The organism is Pseudoalteromonas sp. M58, assembly GCF_042604605.1.
Lineage (GTDB): Bacteria > Pseudomonadota > Gammaproteobacteria > Enterobacterales > Alteromonadaceae > Pseudoalteromonas > Pseudoalteromonas tetraodonis.
Genome location: NZ_CP152390.1, coordinates 1,505,483 through 1,527,003, shown reverse-complemented (window position 1 = coordinate 1,527,003; position 21,521 = coordinate 1,505,483). Strand labels below are relative to the sequence as shown.

At 41.4% G+C, this 21,521-nt stretch carries 17 protein-coding genes and 1 pseudogene; 3 read left to right on the top strand and 15 right to left on the bottom strand.

The window, feature by feature from the left end:
- Positions 1-106 precede the first annotated feature (106 nt).
- The 5 genes from gap to glk all read right to left on the bottom strand — a co-directional run bounded on the left by gap (position 107) and on the right by glk (position 6,006).
- Positions 107-1,111 carry a type I glyceraldehyde-3-phosphate dehydrogenase gene (gene gap / locus AAGD16_RS07000; RefSeq protein WP_013464824.1) on the bottom strand — a complete coding sequence of 335 codons (1,005 nt, stop codon included), beginning with the start codon at positions 1,109-1,111 and terminating at the stop codon, positions 107-109.
- Positions 1,108-1,740, bottom strand: coding sequence for a bifunctional 4-hydroxy-2-oxoglutarate aldolase/2-dehydro-3-deoxy-phosphogluconate aldolase (eda, locus tag AAGD16_RS06995; protein WP_013464823.1), 633 nt, complete (start codon positions 1,738-1,740; stop codon positions 1,108-1,110). Before eda ends, gap begins: the two co-directional genes overlap by 4 nt.
- Before the next feature lie 33 nt (positions 1,741-1,773).
- Positions 1,774-3,624, bottom strand: coding sequence for a phosphogluconate dehydratase (edd, locus tag AAGD16_RS06990; RefSeq protein WP_064663751.1), 1,851 nt, complete (start codon positions 3,622-3,624; stop codon positions 1,774-1,776).
- Between the two features lie 340 nt (positions 3,625-3,964).
- The gene (locus AAGD16_RS06985; RefSeq protein ID WP_008110549.1) at positions 3,965-4,978 is read right to left on the bottom strand and encodes a LacI family DNA-binding transcriptional regulator; all 1,014 of its coding nucleotides are present in this window, start codon (positions 4,976-4,978) and stop codon (positions 3,965-3,967) included.
- 29 nt (positions 4,979-5,007) lie between these two features.
- Complete coding sequence (gene glk, locus AAGD16_RS06980) at positions 5,008-6,006, bottom strand: glucokinase (RefSeq protein WP_377114546.1); 999 nt, start codon at positions 6,004-6,006, stop codon at positions 5,008-5,010.
- A gap of 290 nt (positions 6,007-6,296) precedes the next feature.
- Here glk and AAGD16_RS06975 point away from each other — a divergent pair, with 290 nt between their 5' ends.
- Positions 6,297-7,313 (top strand): LacI family DNA-binding transcriptional regulator, encoded by a 1,017-nt coding sequence (locus AAGD16_RS06975; protein WP_013464820.1) that lies wholly within the window; start codon positions 6,297-6,299, stop codon positions 7,311-7,313.
- A 285-nt stretch (positions 7,314-7,598) separates the two neighbouring features.
- On the top strand, positions 7,599-8,231 hold the full coding sequence (locus AAGD16_RS06970) for a trimeric intracellular cation channel family protein (protein ID WP_064663745.1): 633 nt from the start codon (positions 7,599-7,601) through the stop codon (positions 8,229-8,231).
- 9 nt (positions 8,232-8,240) lie between these two features.
- Here AAGD16_RS06970 and AAGD16_RS06965 read toward each other — a convergent pair whose 3' ends face one another.
- The 3 genes from AAGD16_RS06965 to AAGD16_RS06955 form a co-directional block, all read right to left on the bottom strand.
- Positions 8,241-8,414: a DUF3955 domain-containing protein gene (locus tag AAGD16_RS06965; protein ID WP_231485836.1), complete on the bottom strand. Its 174-nt coding sequence runs from the start codon at positions 8,412-8,414 to the stop codon at positions 8,241-8,243.
- A gap of 175 nt (positions 8,415-8,589) precedes the next feature.
- On the bottom strand, positions 8,590-9,015 hold the full coding sequence (locus tag AAGD16_RS06960) for an N-acetyltransferase (protein WP_064663743.1): 426 nt from the start codon (positions 9,013-9,015) through the stop codon (positions 8,590-8,592).
- Between the two features lie 27 nt (positions 9,016-9,042).
- Positions 9,043-9,693 (bottom strand): membrane protein insertase YidC, encoded by a 651-nt coding sequence (locus AAGD16_RS06955; protein WP_290190593.1) that lies wholly within the window; start codon positions 9,691-9,693, stop codon positions 9,043-9,045.
- Between the two features lie 408 nt (positions 9,694-10,101).
- On the opposite strand from AAGD16_RS06955, the pseudogene AAGD16_RS06950 reads away from it, so the two are divergent.
- Positions 10,102-11,055 (top strand): annotated as a pseudogene (locus tag AAGD16_RS06950) (IS110 family transposase).
- 37 nt (positions 11,056-11,092) lie between these two features.
- On the opposite strand, the gene AAGD16_RS06945 reads toward AAGD16_RS06950, so the two are convergent.
- The 7 genes from AAGD16_RS06945 to AAGD16_RS06915 all read right to left on the bottom strand — a co-directional run bounded on the left by AAGD16_RS06945 (position 11,093) and on the right by AAGD16_RS06915 (position 21,411).
- Positions 11,093-11,359, bottom strand: a complete 267-nt coding sequence (locus AAGD16_RS06945; protein WP_013464815.1) for a DUF4177 domain-containing protein — start codon at positions 11,357-11,359, stop codon at positions 11,093-11,095.
- Positions 11,360-11,472: 113 nt separating this feature from the next.
- The gene (locus AAGD16_RS06940) at positions 11,473-11,709 is read right to left on the bottom strand and encodes a hypothetical protein (protein WP_064663742.1); all 237 of its coding nucleotides are present in this window, start codon (positions 11,707-11,709) and stop codon (positions 11,473-11,475) included.
- Positions 11,710-12,209: 500 nt separating this feature from the next.
- Positions 12,210-13,922 (bottom strand): alpha-amylase family glycosyl hydrolase, encoded by a 1,713-nt coding sequence (locus AAGD16_RS06935; protein ID WP_377114540.1) that lies wholly within the window; start codon positions 13,920-13,922, stop codon positions 12,210-12,212.
- A gap of 86 nt (positions 13,923-14,008) precedes the next feature.
- Positions 14,009-16,414, bottom strand: coding sequence for a glycoside hydrolase family 15 protein (locus AAGD16_RS06930; protein WP_377114537.1), 2,406 nt, complete (start codon positions 16,412-16,414; stop codon positions 14,009-14,011).
- A gap of 14 nt (positions 16,415-16,428) precedes the next feature.
- The gene (locus AAGD16_RS06925; RefSeq protein WP_064663739.1) at positions 16,429-17,916 is read right to left on the bottom strand and encodes an MFS transporter; all 1,488 of its coding nucleotides are present in this window, start codon (positions 17,914-17,916) and stop codon (positions 16,429-16,431) included.
- Positions 17,906-19,768, bottom strand: a complete 1,863-nt coding sequence (locus AAGD16_RS06920; RefSeq protein ID WP_029609931.1) for an alpha-amylase family protein — start codon at positions 19,766-19,768, stop codon at positions 17,906-17,908. Before AAGD16_RS06920 ends, AAGD16_RS06925 begins: the two co-directional genes overlap by 11 nt.
- Before the next feature lie 149 nt (positions 19,769-19,917).
- Complete coding sequence (locus AAGD16_RS06915; protein ID WP_064663738.1) at positions 19,918-21,411, bottom strand: tryptophan halogenase family protein; 1,494 nt, start codon at positions 21,409-21,411, stop codon at positions 19,918-19,920.
- Positions 21,412-21,521 lie beyond the last annotated feature (110 nt).

Below are 21,521 nucleotides of genomic sequence, written 5' to 3'. Positions count from 1 at the left end.
TATTCTAGTGCGCATATTCTAGCAAATTTTGGGCTAACTAAAACACAAAAAAAGCCACGCAATGCGTGGCTTGGCTGGATAAAGCTAAATTAACTACACGGAAAATTTATAAATAGGCACCCAGCGCTTTAACTTGATCTAACATGCGGTTTGAGAAACCCCATTCGTTGTCGTACCACGCCATTACTTTAACTAATTTACCATCAGCACGCGTTTGCGTTGCATCAAAAATAGATGAAGCTGGGTTATGGTTAAAGTCGATAGAAACAAGCGGCAGCTCGTTGTACTCTAAAATACCTTTCATTGGCCCTTCCGAGGCTGCTTTAACCACTTGGTTAATTTCTTCAATGCTTGTGTCACGTTTAGCAATAAACGTTAAATCAACTAACGACACATTAATTGTAGGTACACGTACCGCCATGCCATCTAGTTTACCGGCAAGTTCAGGCAGTACTAAACCAACCGCTTTTGCAGCGCCCGTTTTAGTTGGGATCATAGATTGAGTCGCACTACGCGCGCGGTATAAATCTGGGTGGTATACGTCAGATAAGTTCTGATCGTTGGTATAAGCATGAATAGTAGTCATGCTACCTTGTTCAATCCCTACCGTATCGTTTATTGCTTTGGCTACTGGCGCTAAACAGTTAGTTGTACACGACGCGTTTGAGATGATATTGCTATCGGCATTAATTACATCGCTATTTACACCGTGCACTACGGTAGCATCCATATCTGTACCAGGTGCCGATACCACTACTTTTTTAGCACCGGCTTCAATATGCTTATTAGCCGCTTCGCGTGACGTAAATAACCCTGTACATTCAAGTACTATGTCAACGTTTAACGCTTTCCACGGTAAATTAGCAGGATCGCGTTCTTGCGTTAAGGTGATCACATCATCGCCAATTAACATGGTGTTGTCTTTAAGCGTTACTTGCTGTGAAAAACGACCATGTACTGAGTCAAACTGAGTCAGATGAGCATTTACATTGGCTGGGGCTAAATCGTTAATAGCCACAATTTTAATTTCATTATTTTGCGCTGATTCATACAGTGCACGTAATACATTACGACCAATTCGGCCGTAGCCATTAATTGCTACATTAATCATTTTTGACTCCTATTAACTTCACATGCTTGGCGAGCAAGCGTTTCAATAGCTTGCCAGTCTTTATTTTCAATAAGTTGCTTATCTAACATCCAGGTACCACCTACACAAATAACATTGTTAAGTGCTAAGTAATCAGGTGCGGTTGCTAAACTAATGCCACCGGTTGGACAAAAAGTAATATCAGGTAATGGGCCGCCAATAGATTTAAGCATGGCAGCACCGCCTGCAGCTTCTGCAGGAAAAAACTTTAAGAACTTAAAACCATGAGCAGCTAAGTTCATCACTTCGCTTGGGGTCGCTGCACCGGGTAAAAATGGAATAGTAGACTCTTTTGCCAGCGCTAATAACTCATCGCTAACACCTGGGCTTACCATAAAGTCAGCACCCGCCTCTACTGATGCGTTAAAGCTTGCTTTATCAACCACAGTACCTGTACCAACATAAGCTTCGGGCACTTCTGCTTTCATTAGTTTTACAGCCTCAGCTGCAATGGGTGTACGCAGTGTAATTTCAAGTGCTTTTAGGCCACCGTTATATAACGCTCTTGCAAGTGGTGCTGCATCTTCTAATTTTTCGATTACCACCACTGGCACTACCGGTGCCGATGCTAAGATTTTTTCAATACTCATTACTTGTTCCTCATTACCCAATATGGCTAATTATTATTCAAGTCCAAAAGCACTTGCACCTAAATCGGCACTGCTTACTATGTTTCTAAATCCAGTAAATAATTCACGACCTGTACCAAACGTTTGGCTTGCTTGGCTAATTTGCGGCTCTCGTTTAGCAAGCTCTTCATCGCTAACATGCAGTTTTAAAATACCATTTGGCGCATCTAGAGTAACAATATCGCCTTCATGAATTTTAGCAATAATCCCACCTTCAACCGCTTCAGGTGCTAAATGGATTGCCGCTGGTACTTTGCCTGATGCGCCCGACATACGACCGTCGGTAACAATAGCCACTTTATAGCCCTGATCTTGTAATGTTGCCATTACTGGTGTGAGCTTATGAAGCTCAGGCATGCCTTTGGCTTTTGGCCCTTGCTCTTTAAGTACAGCAATAAAATCTTGGTTAAGTTCGCCACGGCTGTAGGCATCTTGTAACTCACCTTGTGAGCTAAATACTTTAGCCGGTGCCGACACCACTTGATGAGACTCTGCAACCGCAGAAACTTTAATAACCGCTTTACCTAAGTTACCCGTTAGTAGCTGTAAACCACCTTGCTTACTAAATGGGTTACTTACTGGGCGAAGTACTTCTTCATCATGTGAGTTTTCTGGACACGCGACCCATTTAACTTTACTTGGGCCATTCGCATCACTCATAATTAAGTTGTCGTCTTTATCGAGTAGTGGCTCACACATGTAAGGTGCAAGGCCTTCGCCTAAAATAGTGGTTACGTCTGTATGAAGGTAACCAGCACCTGCTAATTCACGCATTAAGAAGCCCATTCCGCCGGCTGCTTGAAAGTGATTAACATCTGCAGAGCCATTAGGGTAAATACGCGTCAGTAATGGAACAACCGCTGATAAATCAGACATGTCTTTCCATGTAACTTGAATACCGGCCGCTTTAGCAATCGCCACAATATGGATTGCATGATTTGTTGAGCCACCTGTTGATAACAAGCCAACTAAGCCGTTAATAATGGTTTTTTCGCTGATCACATCCGCTAAACACGGGCCATCTTTGTTTTCAGTAAGCTGCTTAAGCATGGTTTCAACCGCATTACCGGTTAAGCCATCACGCAGTTCTGTGTATGGGTTTATAAACGAGCTACCTGGTAAGTGTAAGCCCATTATTTCCATCAGCATTTGATTTGAATTTGCAGTGCCATAAAACGTACAGGTACCCGCACTGTGATAAGAAGCGCTTTCAGCTTCTAGTAGCTCTTCACGAGATACCAGTCCTTGTGCAAACTTTTGACGAACACGTGCTTTGTCTTTGTTTGGTATACCTGATTGCATAGGCCCTGCTGGTAAAAAATACACAGGTAAGTGACCAAATGATAAAGCACCAATTAATAGGCCTGGGACAATTTTGTCACATACGCCTAAACAAAACACACCATCAAACACGTCATGCGATAACGAAACCGCAGTAGACATAGCAATAACGTCACGAGAAAAAAGCGATAGCTCCATGCCATCACGCCCTTGCGTAACGCCATCACACATCGCAGGTACACCGCCAGCAACTTGCGCGGTGGCGTCAAATTTAGTGGCAATGCTTTTAATTAAATCGGGGTATTCTTTATAAGGCACATGTGCAGATAACATGTCGTTATATGAATTGATAATTGCAAGGTTTGGCACCTCGTCTGCTTTTAAACGCGCTTTGTCATCGCTGCTACACGCAGCCATTACATGAGCAATATTGCCACAGCCTAATCCAGCACGAACTCTTGTTTGTTTTTTTGCGTGCGAAATACGATCTAAATAGGCTTGACGGGTTTGTTTACTGCGCTCAATAACGCGATCTGTGACTTCTTGAATTCGAGGGTGCAACATAATTTTACTCATCTCTATTCGTTAGAGGATAAAGGCTCAGTAACAATTATAGACTCCACGAAAATAACTGTACTGAGCATCTTTGACTTACCCGTTCAAAGGTACGCTACCAGGGAGCCTCTCACAACAACCCTGACACCGGTGTCAGGGTATTAACGCATGACATTGACACCGGTGTCAACCCTGAGTCATAAAAATAGCCAATTTTTTTAACATGTACAATAAATAAACGTGAATTTTTAGTGAAATACCAGCAAGCAAATAATGAAAATTAAAAGTACAGACAAAAAAAAGCCCGAGTAAGCGTCACTCATACTCGGGCTACTGTGAAAAAAGGGTTTTATTTTACGGCTGCAGTTGACTCTCGCGTGATTAATTTTGCTTCTAAAATCACTTTATATGGCGACTCTTGCGGCTCAATAATATGGGTGATCAATTGCGTAACGGCTTGTTTTGTCATTTCTTCTACAGGTTGCGCTATGGTGGTCAGCCCAGGCCAAATGTGGCGCGCTATTGGTGCATTATCAAACCCAGCGATAGAAATATCATCAGGTACACGTAAGTTACGCTGCGTGGCTAATTTGAGCACTGCCGCTGCCATGTAGTCGTTTGATGCAAATACAGCAGTAGGACGTGGCGATAAATCTAAAATACTACGCGCACTGTCTACCCCTGAATGGTAACTAAAGTTACCCTCTTCAACTAAGCGTTCGTTAAATTCAATGCCATGAGTTGTTAATGCGCGCCTGTAACCTTTAAAACGCTGCTCAGTGGCACTGTGATCTGGGTGACCTTTAATAAACGCGATAGACGTATGTCCTAGGTTTATTAAATGCTCGGTAATTTCAAACGCCCCCTGCTCGTCATTGCTGGTCACAGAAATAGAATCATCATCTAAAATTGCAGAAGCGACTCGAGCATAAGGGATTTTTTTCGACTTTAAAAAATCTACCAACTCGCCAAAATCACAAAATGGCGGGGTTAATACTAAACCGTCAAGGCGTGATGACTGCAATAACTGCTCAATATTGTTAATGAGTGCATCGCCCCTGAGCTCACAAGGATGAATAAGCAAGTTATAGTTGTTCTCTTGGCAGGCAGCCAGTGCGCCTGTTTGCACACGGGTGATATAACTTTTACTAGGGTTATCGTAAATGCAACCAATGATAAAGCTGCGATTTTGTGCAAGGCCGCGTGCAATTGGGTTTGGGGTGTAATCTAGCTCTTTAAATACGGCTAACACTTTTTCGCGTGTAGCTGCACTGACATTAGGCTCATTGTTGAGTACTCGCGATACGGTTTTTTTAGAAACACCTGCATGACTGGCAACGCTGTTTATAGTGACTTTTTTCATCTATTTATTTCCAAACCTATGCAAAGCGATTAATCCTGTTGACTCGTATGCAAACACGCGGCAGCTCCAATTAATGGGATGTTGTCTTGTGTTACTAACGTCACCGGAATTTGACCTGTGTACTGCGACATAATACCTTTTTGCGAAAAGCGCTCAATAAAACGACTTTCAAGTAAACGAGCTTGCATGCGTGGTAAAATTCCACCGCCAATATAAAGGCCGCCTAAGGCGCCGTAGGCCAATGCTAAATCGCCCGCAACACTGCCAATCCAGTCACAAAATTGATTAAGCGTTGCATCACACACTTCACATTCACCGCTATTGGCTAAGTTGCTAATTTGTGCGGCATCTAAATTTTTTGCCGCCACCCCTTTAACCGCAGCCATGGCTTTATACAAATGAGCAATGCCAGGGCCCGAAAATACCGTTTCTACCGATACATGAGGGTGATCTTTTTTGAGTTCTTGAATAAGTTGAGCGTCGAGTTGATTAACGGCTGCTAACGAAATATGCCCGCCTTCTGAACTCATTACCGCGCACGAATGTGCCGTTCTAACTAAGCACGCTGCACCAAAACCAGTGCCTGGGCCCATTACACCTATATTGGCAGACTCATCCGCTTGACCAGGTTTAACAGTGACATTTTGTGAAGGGTCTAAATACGGTGCTGCGTAGGCAAAAGCAGCAAAGTCATTTATAACGCTTAATTGAGCAAGGTCAAAGTGGTGTTTAAAATCATTAACGCTAAAGTGCCAACCTAAATTAGTTAAATGAACTTGCCCTGCATTTATAGGGCCTGCTACTGCAAGGCATGCGCGTTTAGGGGTTATATGAGACACTGTTGATAAGTAGTACTCGGTAGCACTTTCGAGCGATCCATAGTTAGCACTGGGAAAAGTATGATTATGCTCAATGGTAAATTGATTACTTGATTCGTCGAACCCAGTGATCAACGCAAAACGAGCATTTGTGCCGCCAATATCAGCAACCAGAATAGGATCAAAGTGTGTGCTAGAGTGTAAACCCATAGTGTTATCTCTTTTGTTTAAGTAATGAGTACTTATTATTTTAATGGGGTATCATTGATACTTATTTACTTTGAGCTATCACCTCAAAGCAGCTATCACTGTAAAAAATGCTACCTTTAATAATAAAGGTAGCTAATACGTTTTGACAACAAAATGATAAAACGCCCTCATTGTGACACCGGTGTCATGAAAAAATCAATAAAAAAATGCCTTTATTGACAAATAAGCTTGAAAAAAATCACTAATAAACGAGAATATCCCCTTATTGTCCTCTTAAGTAAGTAATCGTGATGAAAGGTAAAGCCACCTCGTTTGATATAGCCCACTATGCTGGGGTGTCTCAATCTACAGTTTCCCGTGCTTTACGAAATAGTCCATTGGTAAATGACGAAACACGAAGACGTGTTCACGATATTGCTAAAAAACTTAATTACAAAGTAGACAAAAACGCCAGTAACCTTCGCACTCAACAAAGCAGTACCCTAGCATTGCTGTTGTTCGAAGACCCAACCTCAGATGAATCACAAATCAATCCGTTTTTTTTAGCCATGCTGGGGAGTATTACTCGTGCCTGCGCAAAAGAGGGTTACGATTTACTTGTTTCATTTCAATCAGCCAGCGCTGATTGGCAAGCAGACTACGAAGACAGCCATCGAGCAGATGGAATAATCTTATTAGGCTATGGCGACTACATTGATTTTCAACCAAAATTTAATACCTTGCTTGAACAAAACACTAAATTTGTTTGCTGGGGAGCAAGCGTTGATAACCGCCCTGATTTAACTATAAGTTGCGATAATTATGGCGGTGGTAAACTTGCCGCTGAGCATTTACTTGCGCATAACCGAACTGATTGTGCATTTATTGGCGATGCCTCTGATCACAGCCCTGAGTTTTTTGCCCGTTTTAATGGCTTTAAAGACGAACTACAGCAAAACGGTGTCACCTTAAATGATCGTAAAATTGCCAATGCAATTTCTACCGAAGAATCTGGCTACCATGCTACTCGCTCTTTAATTGCTAATAACATTACTTTTAATGCACTTTTTGCTGCCAGCGATTTGATTGCCATAGGCGCAATACGCGCGCTTAAAGAAGCTAATATTAACGTGCCAAAAGATGTAGCCGTAATCGGCTTTGATAATATTTCTATTGCCAGTTACATTAATCCTCCGCTCACAACCATAGAGCAAAACACCACTATAGCGGGGCAAATGTTAGTTGAAAACTTACTTAAATTAATTCGTGGTGAGCAAGTACAAAGTACCCTGCTGCCACCGCGTTTAATTGCGCGTGGCTCAAGTTAACTCATTGCGTGAGGCCACCCTTTAAAAAGTAGCCAAATCCCCCTCCTCTTACCCTTATATTTATTTGGGCTTTATTGGCTTAATTACGGTCATTTGTCCTTGCTGTTTTTACCAGCAAACCAAAAGTGTTCTTTAGATTAACAGCCTATTCACACCTTGCTATAACATTAGTTTTTTTAATCCGAAAGTGGCTGTTTTTAATGTGATTTTTCACTCGTCAATGCACTATTTTATCTCTACAATCGCACTTTAATTTTTGCTCTTAAAAGTTTAAGTGACTATTTCATGCTACTTACTATTGTTTACATCATCGGAATTACAGCAGAAGCCATGACCGGTGCACTCAGCGCTGGGCGCAGAAACATGGATTGGTTTGGGGTTATGCTAGTAGCCAGTGCCACAGCCATTGGGGGTGGCAGCGTACGCGATATTTTACTGGGCAATTACCCGTTAACGTGGGTAAAGCATCCTGAATATTTACTGATCACTTGCGTGGCGGGTATTGTTACAACTTGGCTAGCAAAATGGGTGGTTAAATTTAAAGGCATATTTATGCGTTTAGATGCCTTAGGGCTTGCCGCATTTAGTATTATTGGCTGCCAAGTTGGGCTTAATATGGGTTTGCACTATGGTATTTGTGTGGTCGCTGCTATAGTTACCGGCGTATTTGGTGGATTATTGCGTGATTTAATTTGTCGCCAAGCACCACTGGTATTACACCATGAACTTTACGCAAGTGTAGCGCTAATAGTCGCGTGTTTATACTTAGCACTCCATCACTACAACATTGACGACAATATCAGCGTGGTTGCAAGTTTAGTAGTAGGCTATTTAATTCGAATGGCATCGGTACGCTTTAAATGGCGCTTACCGACATTTAACTTATTAGAGCCCGCTAACTTAAATAATGAGCAATAACAGTAGCGGTTAATGCCCACCTCCACTAGCGCTTTTAAAGAGCCCGAATACTTTTCGGGCTAATAAACTGGCCACAAAAAATAACCCCAAAGCAAAACACAGTATGCTCAAGGGCATAAACAAGCTTTCATGTAGAACACCATTATGATCAACATATTGATACAGACTGTGCTCTATCAGCATAAAACCCGTGCCAAGCAATAAAAAGCAAACACTCAATGTGGCTGTTTTGTTTGTAAAAAAGCGCATAATCTATCCATAACTATTTTATTAAATTGTCGGGATAGCAGTTTGAATGAGCGAATATTAATCTACAGTGACTGAGCAACATTAATTTTTAAAATAAAAGTCACGCTCATTAAACTAAGCTTTTAGACATATAATAAAACCTGTCGTCTTCTTTATCTATGCTAAAACCTGAACGTGTGTAAAGCTTGTGCGCAGGGCTTATTTTAAAAACGCGAAGCCTAAGTTGCATAGCACCTCTGTGCACAGCTAAACGAGAACACTCACTAATTGCTGCTGCACCAATACCCATATTTTGAAACGCAGCATCTACTTGTAAGTCACGTATATAGCAACCCTCATCATCGAAAGCCAAGCGCATTGCACCCACTACATCGCCATTTAACAAAACATCCCAATTTTCAAGGTCTGAAATTTGCTCACATATTTTAAGTTGCTGCCAATCAACACCATAATGCTCATAATATCTACGCATATTGGTATAGGTTAACTGTGCAGAAGCCATTAGTTCGGCTGTGGGCTGATAATACATATTCATTATTGCCATTCCTTTGTTTAGCGACTTTTACAAAGCATGCTGCGGCTGATGGTTTTTAAAATACTTATTTACTAATAATGACTGCAACAAGCTAGTACTACTTGATGTAGCCCAGTATAAGCCAATTGCAGAAGGAAAATTAACGAGAGTAACCACACAAATAATTGCGGGAATTAGGAACAATAAAGTGCTGGTTTGCTCTGCGCTACCAGGCATCATCATCATAGATAAATATGTAATAGCCCCCACTAATAAGGAAAGCGCAATATCAGGCTTTGCAATATTGGCAATCCAGGCAAACTTACTAGTAAATACAATTTGTTGCAGAGCCTGAAAAGTTCCAAGGCCAAATACCCCTTGGCTTGCCATATTAATCACACTTTTTTTATCGATAAACTTAATGTTGTGCTTTTTATACAGTGCCATTGTCGATTGGGCTATTTGACTGGGTTGATCTTTATATTTGTTTTTTATGCTATCTAGCTCAGGTTTTAGTGCGGCAATTGCTTTTTTGTTTCTAACCATATTAGCCATAGCGACAAGGTTAATCGGCATTAAGACTAATCGTCCAATAACGGTAAACAAAATAATAGCAGCCGCTTGGCTTACGCCCACCTCTTGGGTAAAAAAGGTGATTGATTGCACGATAAAATCTGTAAATAAATTCCAAATTTCCATTTTAGTTTTCCTTTTAATATTATGTATTAAAAGTAACCACCACGACATACTATGTCAAGAGTTTATTTTAAACTAAAATCAACTCGCTATGTTTAAGGGCCTATTAGGCTGTGTTACTCCTTAATGTTATGTGGAGTTGTTCACTAAAACGGGTGAGGAGCAGTGTCCTGCTTTAACGACTTGTATGGATAATAAACCCATAAATTAATTAATACTTTAACCTAGTTCGGGTAATGTGAGGCCCAAGCTTTGGCTGCAACCAAAGCCTTTTATACAGTAGTTCGATTGAGCGTAGGCTCCTCTATTGAGAGACCGGTAACAAGTTAGAACGCTGTATAAACTCCAAGCATTAAACTCGGATAGTCAACGGGGCCTCGAGCCCGAATAGCAAGGCAGAGTCAGCTTATTATGAATAAAATAAATAATCAAAATGAAATTAACGTCGGTGTCGATACAGGTAAAACACAACTCGATATTTATATCAGGCCTTTAGACATTTACTTTACTGTAGAAAATAATCAAAGTGGCATTAAACACGCCATTCAAATCTTAAAAAAACACCCAGTAACACGCGTTACTATTGAGGCAAGTGGACGTCTTGAACAGCCTTTTATCATAGCCTGCGCTGAGGCGAATATTCCATTCGTTATTGCTAATCCCGTGAACATAAAACGCTTCGCAGGCGCTATCGGCCAAAAAGCAAAAACGGATAAACTTGATGCACAACTTATTGCTCACTTTGGTGAAGCGATTAAACCGCCTTTATCATCTTTAAAGCCAGAGCAAATGCGCTTGATGAGCGATTTACTCTCGAGAAGACGTCAGTTAATGAATATGCAAACGATGGAGAAAAATCGCTCTCAAATAATGCCAAAAACACTATCGTCACTCATAAAACCTATCTTAACTGCACTGAAAAACCAAATAGATAAAGTCGATTTAAAACTTCAAAAATTGATTGAAGAATGAGACGAATACAAAGCAAAAAATGCCATTATCCAAAGTGTGCCAGGTGTTGGCAATGTGGTCGCATTTAACTTGCTTAGTGATATGCCTGAGTTAGGTTATGTGAACAACAAAGAGGCCGTTTCTTTAGTGGGTGTAGCCCCATTTAATCGTGAAAGTGGCGTCTATCAAGGTAAGCGAATGATACGTGGCGGCCGACCTAAAATAAGAACTGCCATGTACATGGCGATGATGTCAGCCATTCAGTGCAACTCTAAATTTAAAGACCTTTATCAACGCATGTTTAAAGCAGGAAAGCCTAAAAAGGTAGCCATTATTGCGTGCATACGAAAGCTGGTAGTCATCATAAATTCTATGGTGAGGGATGGTGCCATGTGGGATCCTAAAATGGTTTAAAATTAGGAATTGACACCATAGTCACTTGTTATGTTACTTAATTAACCTGAACTGGCCTTTTAAAAATATAGTTTTTACCCTCAATATGAACCAATTCCCAGCCATCTTCACCATATTTTGAAAGAAGCTCTTTTTGCGTATTAGAATATTCCTTTTCGATTTCTCTTAGCTCTCTACCAATAAGCCCATTTTTAAATGGATTTACATTTATAGTTTTGTATTCCCATTTCAACGGCTTAATTGATGTACTTGTACAGCCTGAGATTAGAAAGAGTGTTAATAAAGCTCCGATGCTTAATTTCATAAATATCCTTATCTAGTAACATAACGCCCATTTAAGGGGCTGTTAATTGTTTGCTAAAATGTGTAGCGTTGCGAAACCGAGCAAACTGTTAGCAGTCCCGCTTTAAATTCTTGTTAGGTGTTTTTATCACTTTTGTCTGGAATATCATTGCACAAAGCACACTCTACACCTTTACGTGATTGATATAGTCTTGAACATATAAACACTGCTGTTGTAATCAATGACCAAGTACAAGCAAAAGTTAATGCTTCTTGAACTGAGTGCTGTTTAAGCAACTCAACTATAAAAAGTAAGGCTGCTACTCCAAGAAATACTTTTAATGCTCTAACGAACCAAAACTTAAATCCCATTTGAACTCCAAACCTTAGAAACACCTAACAATTTTATAGTGCGCTCGTCGCGTACATTTCTGCCAACGTCACGCTAATATATTTATTAATTACTTTTTTAACAAATAACTTAACTCATTGCTAGCTATAATTATTTCTTGCTACTAAATATAATATGAAAGATGAAAATGCGCTCGTCGCTCATTTTCTTGAATATAGAAGGAAACAACTAATCTATATATTTATACAGCCTTAAGCATTGATGATGATATGAAAACGCGTTCCCCATTTTTAAATTACATTGCTGGATATATGTTGGTACATCAGTATTCATTACGTACCGTGGGCACCTACCTGAGGTGGATTGCATCTTATATTCATTTTCATGATAAGTGCCATGACGCCAGAAGAAGTTAAGCGACTTATGATTCATTAAAATGGGGTATAACTTGGGGGGAATGCAATAATAGCACTTTTACCAAAAGGGGCTAATGTATATTAGCCCCTTTTATGTACTTTATTTACAGTGTGTTATTCAGTAACAACAAACCATAAGCTGCGAGTTGCTCGTCATTGAGGTCGTGTTGCCAGCTAGGCGTTAACCCCTGACGTTTTATACCGCTGATGCTTTGCGGGTTAGCGGTTAAATTAAGAATAAACATACTTTTACTGCCGTTTAACTCGCGGGTTATTTCAACTAGGCCGTTGTCGTGTTGCGTTAATTCATAACTGCCTTTAATACCCAGCTCTGGGCGCTGTTTTTTTAGTACGATTAAGTGCTGATATAAACGCCACAGTGAGTCAGATTGTGCTTGCTGTACTTTAACATTGCGATCACCTGCGCTAAGCTGCTCGGCTAAAAATTCAGGCCACCAGCTTGTAAAGTCTTTACCAAATAATTCACTTTGTTCAACCCAGCTCGTTTTAGCTTTGGTAAAACCGGCTTGATTGCTGTTGTCCCATTGCATAGGCGCACGTTTATACACATCGTGACCTGTGCCACCTTGTGTTAAGCCTATCTCTTCACCGTAATAAATATACGGCGTACCAGGAGAGCTAAATAACATGGCGGCAGCAAGTTTTGCTTTATCGTCGTGCTCTGCAAGTTGATAAGCGATACGTTCTTGGTCGTGATTAGTTAAAAACGGTGCAAAAAAATCAAGCGGCGCAGTTGAATCAATACGCTGCTGTAAATTTTGTTTGAGCACATTGGCATCAACTGCGTTGATTTTTTGATTAGATTGCATGGTGCCAAATTGCGCTTCACCACTGACATCGGGTTTTAATAAGCCCAGTATTTTATAGCCCACTTCAAAATCAAAGCCTTGATCGAGGCCTTTACCTTCGCCAAAGTATTTTGCTGCAACGGGAATGTCTGCCCAAGCTTCACCCACTAAATATGCCTCTGGATCAACGCTTTTTACGTATTGGTTAAAGTGCTGCCAATATGCAATGGTTTCGTCGATATCGGCTTGCGCATCTGCGCCACCTTCCATTGCAAAACGAACTGCGTCTAATCTAAACCCTGCAACGCCTTTATCAAGCCAAAACTTAGCCATTTTTTCCATTTCGGCAACAACATCTGGGTGGCGTAAATTCAAGTCAGGTTGGCTTGCTCCAAACGCACCATAGTAATACTGCTGGCGTGTTTCATTCCAATGCCATACTGCATCGGGTTGGTCGTTATTACTCCATGCGTGGCCCCAGCCACTTCCGGCTTTTGGCATATCGTCGCGCCAAATAAAGTAATCAGCATAAGGGGCTTGTTGTTTTGCTGAACGCTGAAACCATTCATGGTTACTTGATATATGGTTTATAACTAAATCAAGTATGACTTTCATGCCTTTATCATCAGCGGCTTTTATAAAGGCTTCAAACTCGGCCATGCTGCCGTAGTCGTTTTCTACTTGGTAAAATTCAGTAAAATCATAGCCATGATACGACGGTGCTTCAAACATGGGGGTTAACCACAGTGCATTTACGCCGAGCTCTTGTAAATACGGGAGCTTTTGGGTCATACCGTTAAAGTCGCCATGACCATCAGCATCGCTATCGTAAAAGCTGCGTGGCCAAATTTGGTAAAAAATGGCGCTTTCCCACCACGGGCTTACTTGTTGTTTAGTATTTAATTGCGATGTCTCGGTGTTATTCGTGTTGTTATTTAATGATGGTGCGCTTTGGCAGCCTGTTAGCATGATTGCTAATGCTAATGCGCTCAAGGTAAATGTTTTCATTTCAGCCTCGTTATTATTATAATAAATAACATAGCCGTATTTTACTACGGCTATGTTAATTAACCTGAACTGCGGATAGTTTGTGGTTATTTTAGTGCTTTAGTTACCACCGGATAATGATCCCATACTTGTTTGTCGCTTAGTGAGCGCACTAGCTTCACGTATTCAGCATGCGTCCACGCCAGTGGTGTGGCCGAGTTTGTACCCTCGCCTAACGTGTATCCTGCTTTATTTACGCCTACGCCATCCCATACTTGTTCTGGTAGCATCATACCTTCGTTAGCAAATTGCTCTAGCCCTTTTACATAGCTATTTTTAATAGCCTGCTGTTTTGTTGCATCTAAGGTATTATTAGCATTTGCGGCGGCAATTTCATAATGACCACGTTCACCGGTAAAAAATGGCCAAACTCGCCCACGTTGCCCTGGGCTATTTTTTCCACCTTGCGCATAGTTAGCGCCAGTTACTTCATCTTCACCGTACCCGTCGTTACCATAGCGGCGGTATCCTGCAAATGTGCCGCTGCCATCAATAAACTCAAAGCTGTATTTAACTTGTAGGTTATCGGTTAGGGTTTCGTCATCATATTCTGGGAGTGTTTTTACTATGCTAGGCGCTAGTGCATCACGTACACCATAGCGAACGAGCTCTAAAAATCCACCATCGAGAATTTGCTTTTTATTAAACCCTTCACGGCCATTATTGGCGTTAATTTTAGTATTTGAATTGGCGTCTTTGTCTTGACCAATACGTATAAAATACTCGCCGTCTGATGCGTTTGATTCTAAATTTCCTGCGGTGGTAAACATCATGCTTTCTATATCGGCGTTGTAACTTTTTGCTGTTGCAAGGTAGCGTTTAGCATTTACCTCATCACCTGCCATTTTTGCAATATCAGCGGCGGTAATTAAACCGGCAATAACAGCAGCGGTGGTTGATGGCGAATACCCTTCTTGCTCTTCCCAACGCTCTTGTTGAGTCGCAGGTGGGGTTATTTGCATGTCGTTCCATAGGATTTTAGCGCGCCCACCGTCTACCAAAAAGTCAGCGGCCGGTTTTAACATGCGGGTATACCAATCAGTTAGCTCAGCATCACTTAACACATCTGCCTGATGAAGCTTCCACGCTAGCATAATAGGCATAGCGGTTTGGTCTAGCTGTACGCCTACCCATTCAAGTTCGCCATCTACGTGTGTTTTTTGTAAAAACCACCCTGTGTCGCCTTTGTTGCCCGGGGTTTTGCTGTTTACTTGTACTTTTTCAAGGTATTCAAATGCGGTTTTGGCTGTTGCGGTATCGCCTAGTGCCATAAATGCCATGGCAACTTGATAAAAGTCGCGCACCCATACCGCTTTGTAACCGGTAGAGCCGGTTTTCGACGATACGGTTTCACCCCATGGGTTAGATAAAGAGGCAATAAGTGCCCCAGCATGAGTTTTGTCTTCTTGCGCTTTTAACACCATAGCACTGGTGTAAAGTAACTTGCCGTTATCAGCGGTTTGTTCGCTCATGTTGTTTAGCGGTGCAAGGCTTTGCAGGTAGTCTTGCCAACCAAGCGCTTCGCCTTTACCGTTGTAATTATCAAGCACAGCTTGGTAACCTTTGGCTAGCGTAGCTTGCCCTTGTTTAAAGCTTGATTGCTGGTTGTTACCAAAGCTTAGGGTTAAATCGAACTGGCTGTTTTTACCAATTTCACCCAGCTCTGCAAGTAGGCTAACATTACCCGATTGTTCACCGGTAGTTTTATAAACTCGGGTAAGCTGCTGAGTTGTTTTAAGCTGGCTTAAACCATCACTCACGCCCGTAAAACCGACACTTGTTTGTTTAAATGGCTGTGCACCTTGCAATGACAAGTAATTATCGCCCTGCCACGCTACCAATCCTTGCTCGGTGGTTTTTGCAAAGTCATCTAAGCCGTTGTTGTTTATATACGGGTTAACTGTTACATATGCTTTTACACCGTCAAGCTGGGTATTAAAAATACTGCGTACAAATAAGCTTTGACCGTCTGGGTCGGTAAATATATGTTTTTCGAGGCTAAAGCGACCTTGCTTATCTTTGCTTACTACTTTGTATGCTAATGATAACGGGCGGCCTTTATCGTCTTTGTATAAGTAATCAATGGTAACGTCTAAATCGTCAGCTTCGGTGACTGTAAAATCTTTTCCGACTACAACAAATTGCATGTCTTTAATTTGCGCTTGATGAATAAGCCCGAACATGGTTTCGGTGATCATCCCTTTGGCAATCGAAAACCATACTTTTGACACTTTACCTGTAGGTGCTTCGTCACTGTAATGGCCATTTTGGTATTGCTCAAAAGACGTGCCTATCCCAGTTTTGCCTGCGTATGCCCAAAATGGGGCTTCGCCTGGTGCGCCTGGCGCACTCACTGATGTTTTTGCTACTGCACTGGTTTGCGTATTTTGCACGCCACAACCTACAAGGCCTGCGGCCAATATTGTCGCGGTAATTAGGTTATATTTTTTCATTTTAGCCCCTTAAATTAAGACTGTTTAACACGCAGTACGGCAACCGCTGCAAGTACAAAAGACACAGCACCTAGCATCAATGCGTAAATAGGTTGATTTTGGAAAAAGTGACGGAGTATCAGGCCAAGTACACTGGCGGCTAATAATTGTGGGATCACAATAAAAAAGTTAAATATTCCCATATACACACCCATTTTATGACTCGGTACTGAGGTACTTAACATGGCGTAAGGCAACGACAAAATAGACGCCCACGCAAAACCAATACCTATCATTGGCCAAATAAGTAAGCTCGGATCTTTTATAAACATAAAGCTCGCTAAACCTAAGGCACCTAAAATAAGGTTAAGTGCATGCGCTAGTTTTAAACCAACACGCTTAACGATGATCGGGATACATAAAGCCGCCAATGCAGCAAAACCGTTGTAAGCCGCAAATAAAATACCCACCCAGTCTGCACCATTGTTATACGCCGCTGAACTTGTGTCGCTGCTACCATAATGAAAACTGGTTACCGCTGAGGTGGTGTAAATCCACATGGCAAATAAAGCAAACCAGCTAAAAAACTGTACCCAAGCAAGTTGTTTCATCGCCTCTGGCATGGTGAATACATCGTTAACGACTTGGTAAAAGCCACCGCTGGTGTGGTTTTTTGCCTGAAGTGCGGCTGCAATAAATTGAATAACGCCAAAACTCACTAAGCCAGCTGCTAATAGGTACAGCTCTTTTTCTAGGTTTAATCCCGTGACTAAACCAAGTACGGCAAGCCCTAGCACGGTAAATACACTGCCGCCTTTACTAAAGTTAATTTGTGCACAAACCGTCTGTTCAACTTGAGCTTGCTCTTGTTGATTAAATGCGGCCAATTCTTCAGGTGAATATTCTTTGGTGGTTATAATTGTCCAGCCCACTGCGACCAGCAATACAACTGCACCAAAGTAAAATGAGTACTTTACTGAATCAGGAATTTGCCCTGCAGCGGCGGTGTTGGCAATATCAAACCAGTTCGTCATCATCCAAGGGAGTGCAGAAGCAACCACGGCGCCTACGCCTATAAAAAAGCTTTGCATTGCATAGCCAGTAGCACGCTGTTTGTTTGGTAGGTTATCGCCTACAAGGGCGCGAAATGGTTCCATGGTGACGTTAATCGATGCATCCATGATCCATAACATGCCCGCTGCAATCCAAAGTGTTGGTGAGTTTGGCATAATAAATAACGATAATGTGGTTAAAATAGCGCCGTATAAAAAAAACGGACGACGGCGACCTAATTTGCCCCACGTCTTATCACTCCAATAACCAATAATTGGCTGTACAATTAAACCGGTAAGTGGTGCTGCTACCCACAAAATAGGAATATCGTCTACATTCGCCCCAAGGGTTTGAAAAATCCGACTTACGTTACCGTTTTGCAGTGCAAAGCCAAATTGAATGCCTAAAAAGCCAAAGCACATGTTCCATATTTGCCAAAAGCTTAAGGTTGGTTTGTTATTATAATTCATGGTCAGCCTTATTTGTTAAAACGGCACTACTGAGTGCATCAAGGGTCAGCGTAAAGGTTGTATTTTGTTTCTCATCGCTCACCAAAATACCGTTATGCGACTCTAATAGATCGTAAAGCGTTGAGTTTGGTTTGAGCATTGTTGCTTGATTGGGCGTGAGCGTAATAGTGACTGTTTGCGCTTGCTGACTAAAGTTACTCAGCACCCATAATGATTGCTGTCCTAGGGTGCGTACAAAACCTACCACTCTATTACTGCCTGTTACCAACAAGGGTGCCATATCGCCGGCAACAATCGCTGGTAAATCGTTAAGTGCCATAATTGAAATGTAATATTGGCGTAATTGCGCTTGTTCAGTTGTTAACTGACCGCCATCAAATTTACCGTTGTTCATCCACGCTTGGTGAGCAGGAACACCAATATAGTCAAAAATACTGGTGCGAGTCGGGCTACCAAACCCCGCGTTTTCTGAGCCATCTTCACCGACATCTTGACCAAAATAAAGCAAGCTTGGCGAGCGACTGATTAGGTGAGAGACCAGCATTGCTGGCTTGCCCAATGCGGCATCGCCGGCAAAATCAGGACTTGCGATACGTTGCTCGTCATGGTTTTCTAAAAAGTGCAGCATATGTTGCTCTATGTCAGCCACTTTTTGCTGAGCATTAAAAATACTACTTGCGGCTTGCTTGCCTTGCATTATGGCTTTTAAGGTGTCGTAAAAGCCTACTTTGTCATACAAGTAATCCATTTTACCTTGGTGAATATAAGTTCGGTACATCAATGGGTTGTACACTTCTGCAAGTAAAAACGCATCGGGTTTATGCATTTTTATCGATGAATTTAAAAAGCTCCAAAATTCAACCGGCACCATTTCAGCCATATCATAGCGAAAGCCATCCACGCCTTTATCTAACCAATAAAGCGCAATATTTCTAAATTTATACCAGCTATTAGGTAACTCTTTATCTTGCCAAAAGGCGTAATGAGCGCGGTAGTCTTGGTGTTCTAGCGCCTTAGGTAAAGTTGGAAAATCTAGGCTACCATCGGGTTTAACGCCGTAGTTTACTTTTACTGTTTCGTACCAGTCGTTTATATCAGGCTGTGGAGAGCGTGCACCGTTTCCTGTCCATTTAGCCGGTGTTTCATTAAATTTACCATCAGCTAAGGGATGAGAATTTCCGCCAAGCACTTGATAACTGTCGCTCGAAGGCACTTGAAATGACTCACCAGGTACATAATAAAAGTTATTATTAACATCATAGTCTTTGCTGGTATCGTCTTGTTCACCAAAGTCTTTAACGCCATTAGGCTTAGCCGTTGAGTGGTAATCACGTGCAACGTGATTGGGCACAATGTCTATTATCACTTTCATATCATGATCGTGGGTACGTTCAATAAGCGCGCTAAACTCTTCGATTCTGTTCGTTACATTTACCGCCAAATCAGGATTTACATCGTAATAATCTTTAATTGCATAGGGCGAGCCTGCACGCCCTTTAACCACATCTGGATCATCCTGACTAATACCATATTCGGTGTAATCACCCACTAAGGCATGATGTAAAACGCCGGTATACCACACATGCGTAGTACCCAACTCTTTAATACCTTTAAGCGCAGCATCGTTAAAATCAGCAAACTTACCCACGCCATTTTGCTCTTTAGTACCCCACGGAATATTAGCTGTTTGCGTATTACCAAATAAACGAGTAAACACTTGATAAACAACTGGCTTTACAGGCTCTGTCTTATTTACAACCGTTTTTGCTTGCGTGCTTTCATTATCATCACTGCAGCCTTGCACAACTAATGTGCTTAATAGCAGCAAGGGTATGTAAAATCTTTTTTTCATTGTGTGTGTCATTTTTATTTCAGTGTTGTCATTGGTTTATACTAAAGCTAACTGTAGTTTGGTTACAGTTGCTGCATACGTATTCACAGCTATATTCAGACCCTGTTAACCCAAAAATTAAACTGCCAGCATGAAACTTTTTTTGGGGCTTACTTTGGTTTTAAACTACTTAAAAATACGGTGTGACTTGGCAGTTGCTCTACCGTTGAATTTATTAATGTTTTTAAATTACTAAATAACTCGGCTAATTGCTCATTGGTTAATGAATCTGCTAGTGCACCGTAATCATCGGGTAATAGGCCTTGACCTATCATGACTTGTTGCCATGCCACTTCGGCAAATAACTCGTCGTTTTCGCGCACTACTTTGCCTGTTTGTTTAAATAAATCCATTTTATGCGCTAACGATTGCGGAATTTCCATTTGCTTACATTGACGCCAAAATGGAGTATCTTCCCGCTCAGTTAGCTTATAGTGCAAAATAATGAAGTCACGAATATGCTCGATTTCGGTGATGCTTTGCTTATTAAATTCTGTTACTAACGCATCACTAACCCCATGGCGAGGAAATAACTTAATTAAACGCGTCACAGCACTTTGTATTAGGTGAATACTGGTTGATTCAAGTGGCTCTAAAAACCCACTCGATAAGCCAATGGCAACGACGTTTTTATGCCACTGTTTTAAACGACGACCCGTTTTAAACTTAATTAATCGGGGTTCAGTAATAGGCTCTGCAGGAAGATTATTGAGTAATAATTGTTTTGCGTCGTCATCAGATATATGGCGGCTACAATATACTAAGCCATTCCCCATTCTGTGCTGTAATGGAATTTGCCACTGCCAACCGGCACTGTGCGCAATTGAACGTGTATAAGGTTTTAATTCATCATTTGATGCTGTTTGTACTGCAATGGCGCTATCGCAGGGTAAGTAGTGCGACCAATCTACATATCCAGTATTGAGTGTTTGCTCAATCAGTAAGGCACGCAGACCCGTACAATCTAAAAATAAATCGCCACTGATACTGCTGCCATCATCAAGGGTTAGGCTCTGAATATTGCCACTGGTTGGGCACTGCATGACCTCATTAATTTTAGCATCTAGATGTTTTACCCCCCGCTCTGTGGCTAAGTGCTTTAAAAACTCAGCATACAAACTGGCGTCAAAATGATACGCGTAGCTTAATCCTGGCAACGACGTGTTAGAAATGGTATTCAGTGGAGCAAATTTATTGTTTTTCGCAGCCTGATAATTTAATGAAAAATCCCAAAAATCATCTTTGCACCCTTGCGTTTGGCCTTTAAGCCAAAAATTATAAAAGTCACAAAAAGGAAAGTTTTTACCCAAAGTGCCAAACGCATGCATATAACTGTGTGCTGAGCTTTTCCAGTTTTCAAACTCAATACCAAGCTTAATCGTCGCGTTAGTAGCACTTATAAAGTGTTGTTCATTGATACCCAATGCATTATTTAACTGCATTATAGGGGGAATAGTGGCTTCCCCTACGCCCACTGTGCCAATGTGAGTTGATTCTATTAGGGTAATATTAATTACTTTACCTAATACTTTATTTAACAGTGCAGCGGCTATCCATCCAGCTGTACCACCGCCTGCAATGACGACGTGTTTTATTGGCTTCATATTATTGCTCACTTTTTTAAATCAGAATTTAAAAAGTTTGATAAAACTTAGGTAAGGTAGTTATAAAAAAGCCCTTGTAAAACTAATTACAAGGGCTAATAACTTAACTA

What these genes read in the sequence shown, in the direction of transcription:
- gap (WP_013464824.1), bottom strand. Translation starts at nt 1,111, where the DNA reads ATGATTAATGTAGCAATTAATGGCTACGGCCGAATTGGTCGTAATGTA.
- eda (WP_013464823.1), bottom strand. Translation starts at nt 1,740, where the DNA reads ATGAGTATTGAAAAAATCTTAGCATCGGCACCGGTAGTGCCAGTGGTG.
- edd (WP_064663751.1), bottom strand. Translation starts at nt 3,624, where the DNA reads ATGTTGCACCCTCGAATTCAAGAAGTCACAGATCGCGTTATTGAGCGC.
- AAGD16_RS06985 (WP_008110549.1), bottom strand. Translation starts at nt 4,978, where the DNA reads ATGAAAAAAGTCACTATAAACAGCGTTGCCAGTCATGCAGGTGTTTCT.
- glk (WP_377114546.1), bottom strand. Translation starts at nt 6,006, where the DNA reads ATGGGTTTACACTCTAGCACACACTTTGATCCTATTCTGGTTGCTGAT.
- AAGD16_RS06975 (WP_013464820.1), top strand. Translation starts at nt 6,297, where the DNA reads ATGAAAGGTAAAGCCACCTCGTTTGATATAGCCCACTATGCTGGGGTG.
- AAGD16_RS06970 (WP_064663745.1), top strand. Translation starts at nt 7,599, where the DNA reads ATGCTACTTACTATTGTTTACATCATCGGAATTACAGCAGAAGCCATG.
- AAGD16_RS06965 (WP_231485836.1), bottom strand. Translation starts at nt 8,414, where the DNA reads ATGCTGATAGAGCACAGTCTGTATCAATATGTTGATCATAATGGTGTT.
- AAGD16_RS06960 (WP_064663743.1), bottom strand. Translation starts at nt 9,015, where the DNA reads ATGAATATGTATTATCAGCCCACAGCCGAACTAATGGCTTCTGCACAG.
- AAGD16_RS06955 (WP_290190593.1), bottom strand. Translation starts at nt 9,693, where the DNA reads ATGGAAATTTGGAATTTATTTACAGATTTTATCGTGCAATCAATCACC.
- AAGD16_RS06945 (WP_013464815.1), bottom strand. Translation starts at nt 11,359, where the DNA reads ATGAAATTAAGCATCGGAGCTTTATTAACACTCTTTCTAATCTCAGGC.
- AAGD16_RS06940 (WP_064663742.1), bottom strand. Translation starts at nt 11,709, where the DNA reads ATGGGATTTAAGTTTTGGTTCGTTAGAGCATTAAAAGTATTTCTTGGA.
- AAGD16_RS06935 (WP_377114540.1), bottom strand. Translation starts at nt 13,922, where the DNA reads ATGAAAACATTTACCTTGAGCGCATTAGCATTAGCAATCATGCTAACA.
- AAGD16_RS06930 (WP_377114537.1), bottom strand. Translation starts at nt 16,414, where the DNA reads ATGAAAAAATATAACCTAATTACCGCGACAATATTGGCCGCAGGCCTT.
- AAGD16_RS06925 (WP_064663739.1), bottom strand. Translation starts at nt 17,916, where the DNA reads ATGAATTATAATAACAAACCAACCTTAAGCTTTTGGCAAATATGGAAC.
- AAGD16_RS06920 (WP_029609931.1), bottom strand. Translation starts at nt 19,768, where the DNA reads ATGAAAAAAAGATTTTACATACCCTTGCTGCTATTAAGCACATTAGTT.
- AAGD16_RS06915 (WP_064663738.1), bottom strand. Translation starts at nt 21,411, where the DNA reads ATGAAGCCAATAAAACACGTCGTCATTGCAGGCGGTGGTACAGCTGGA.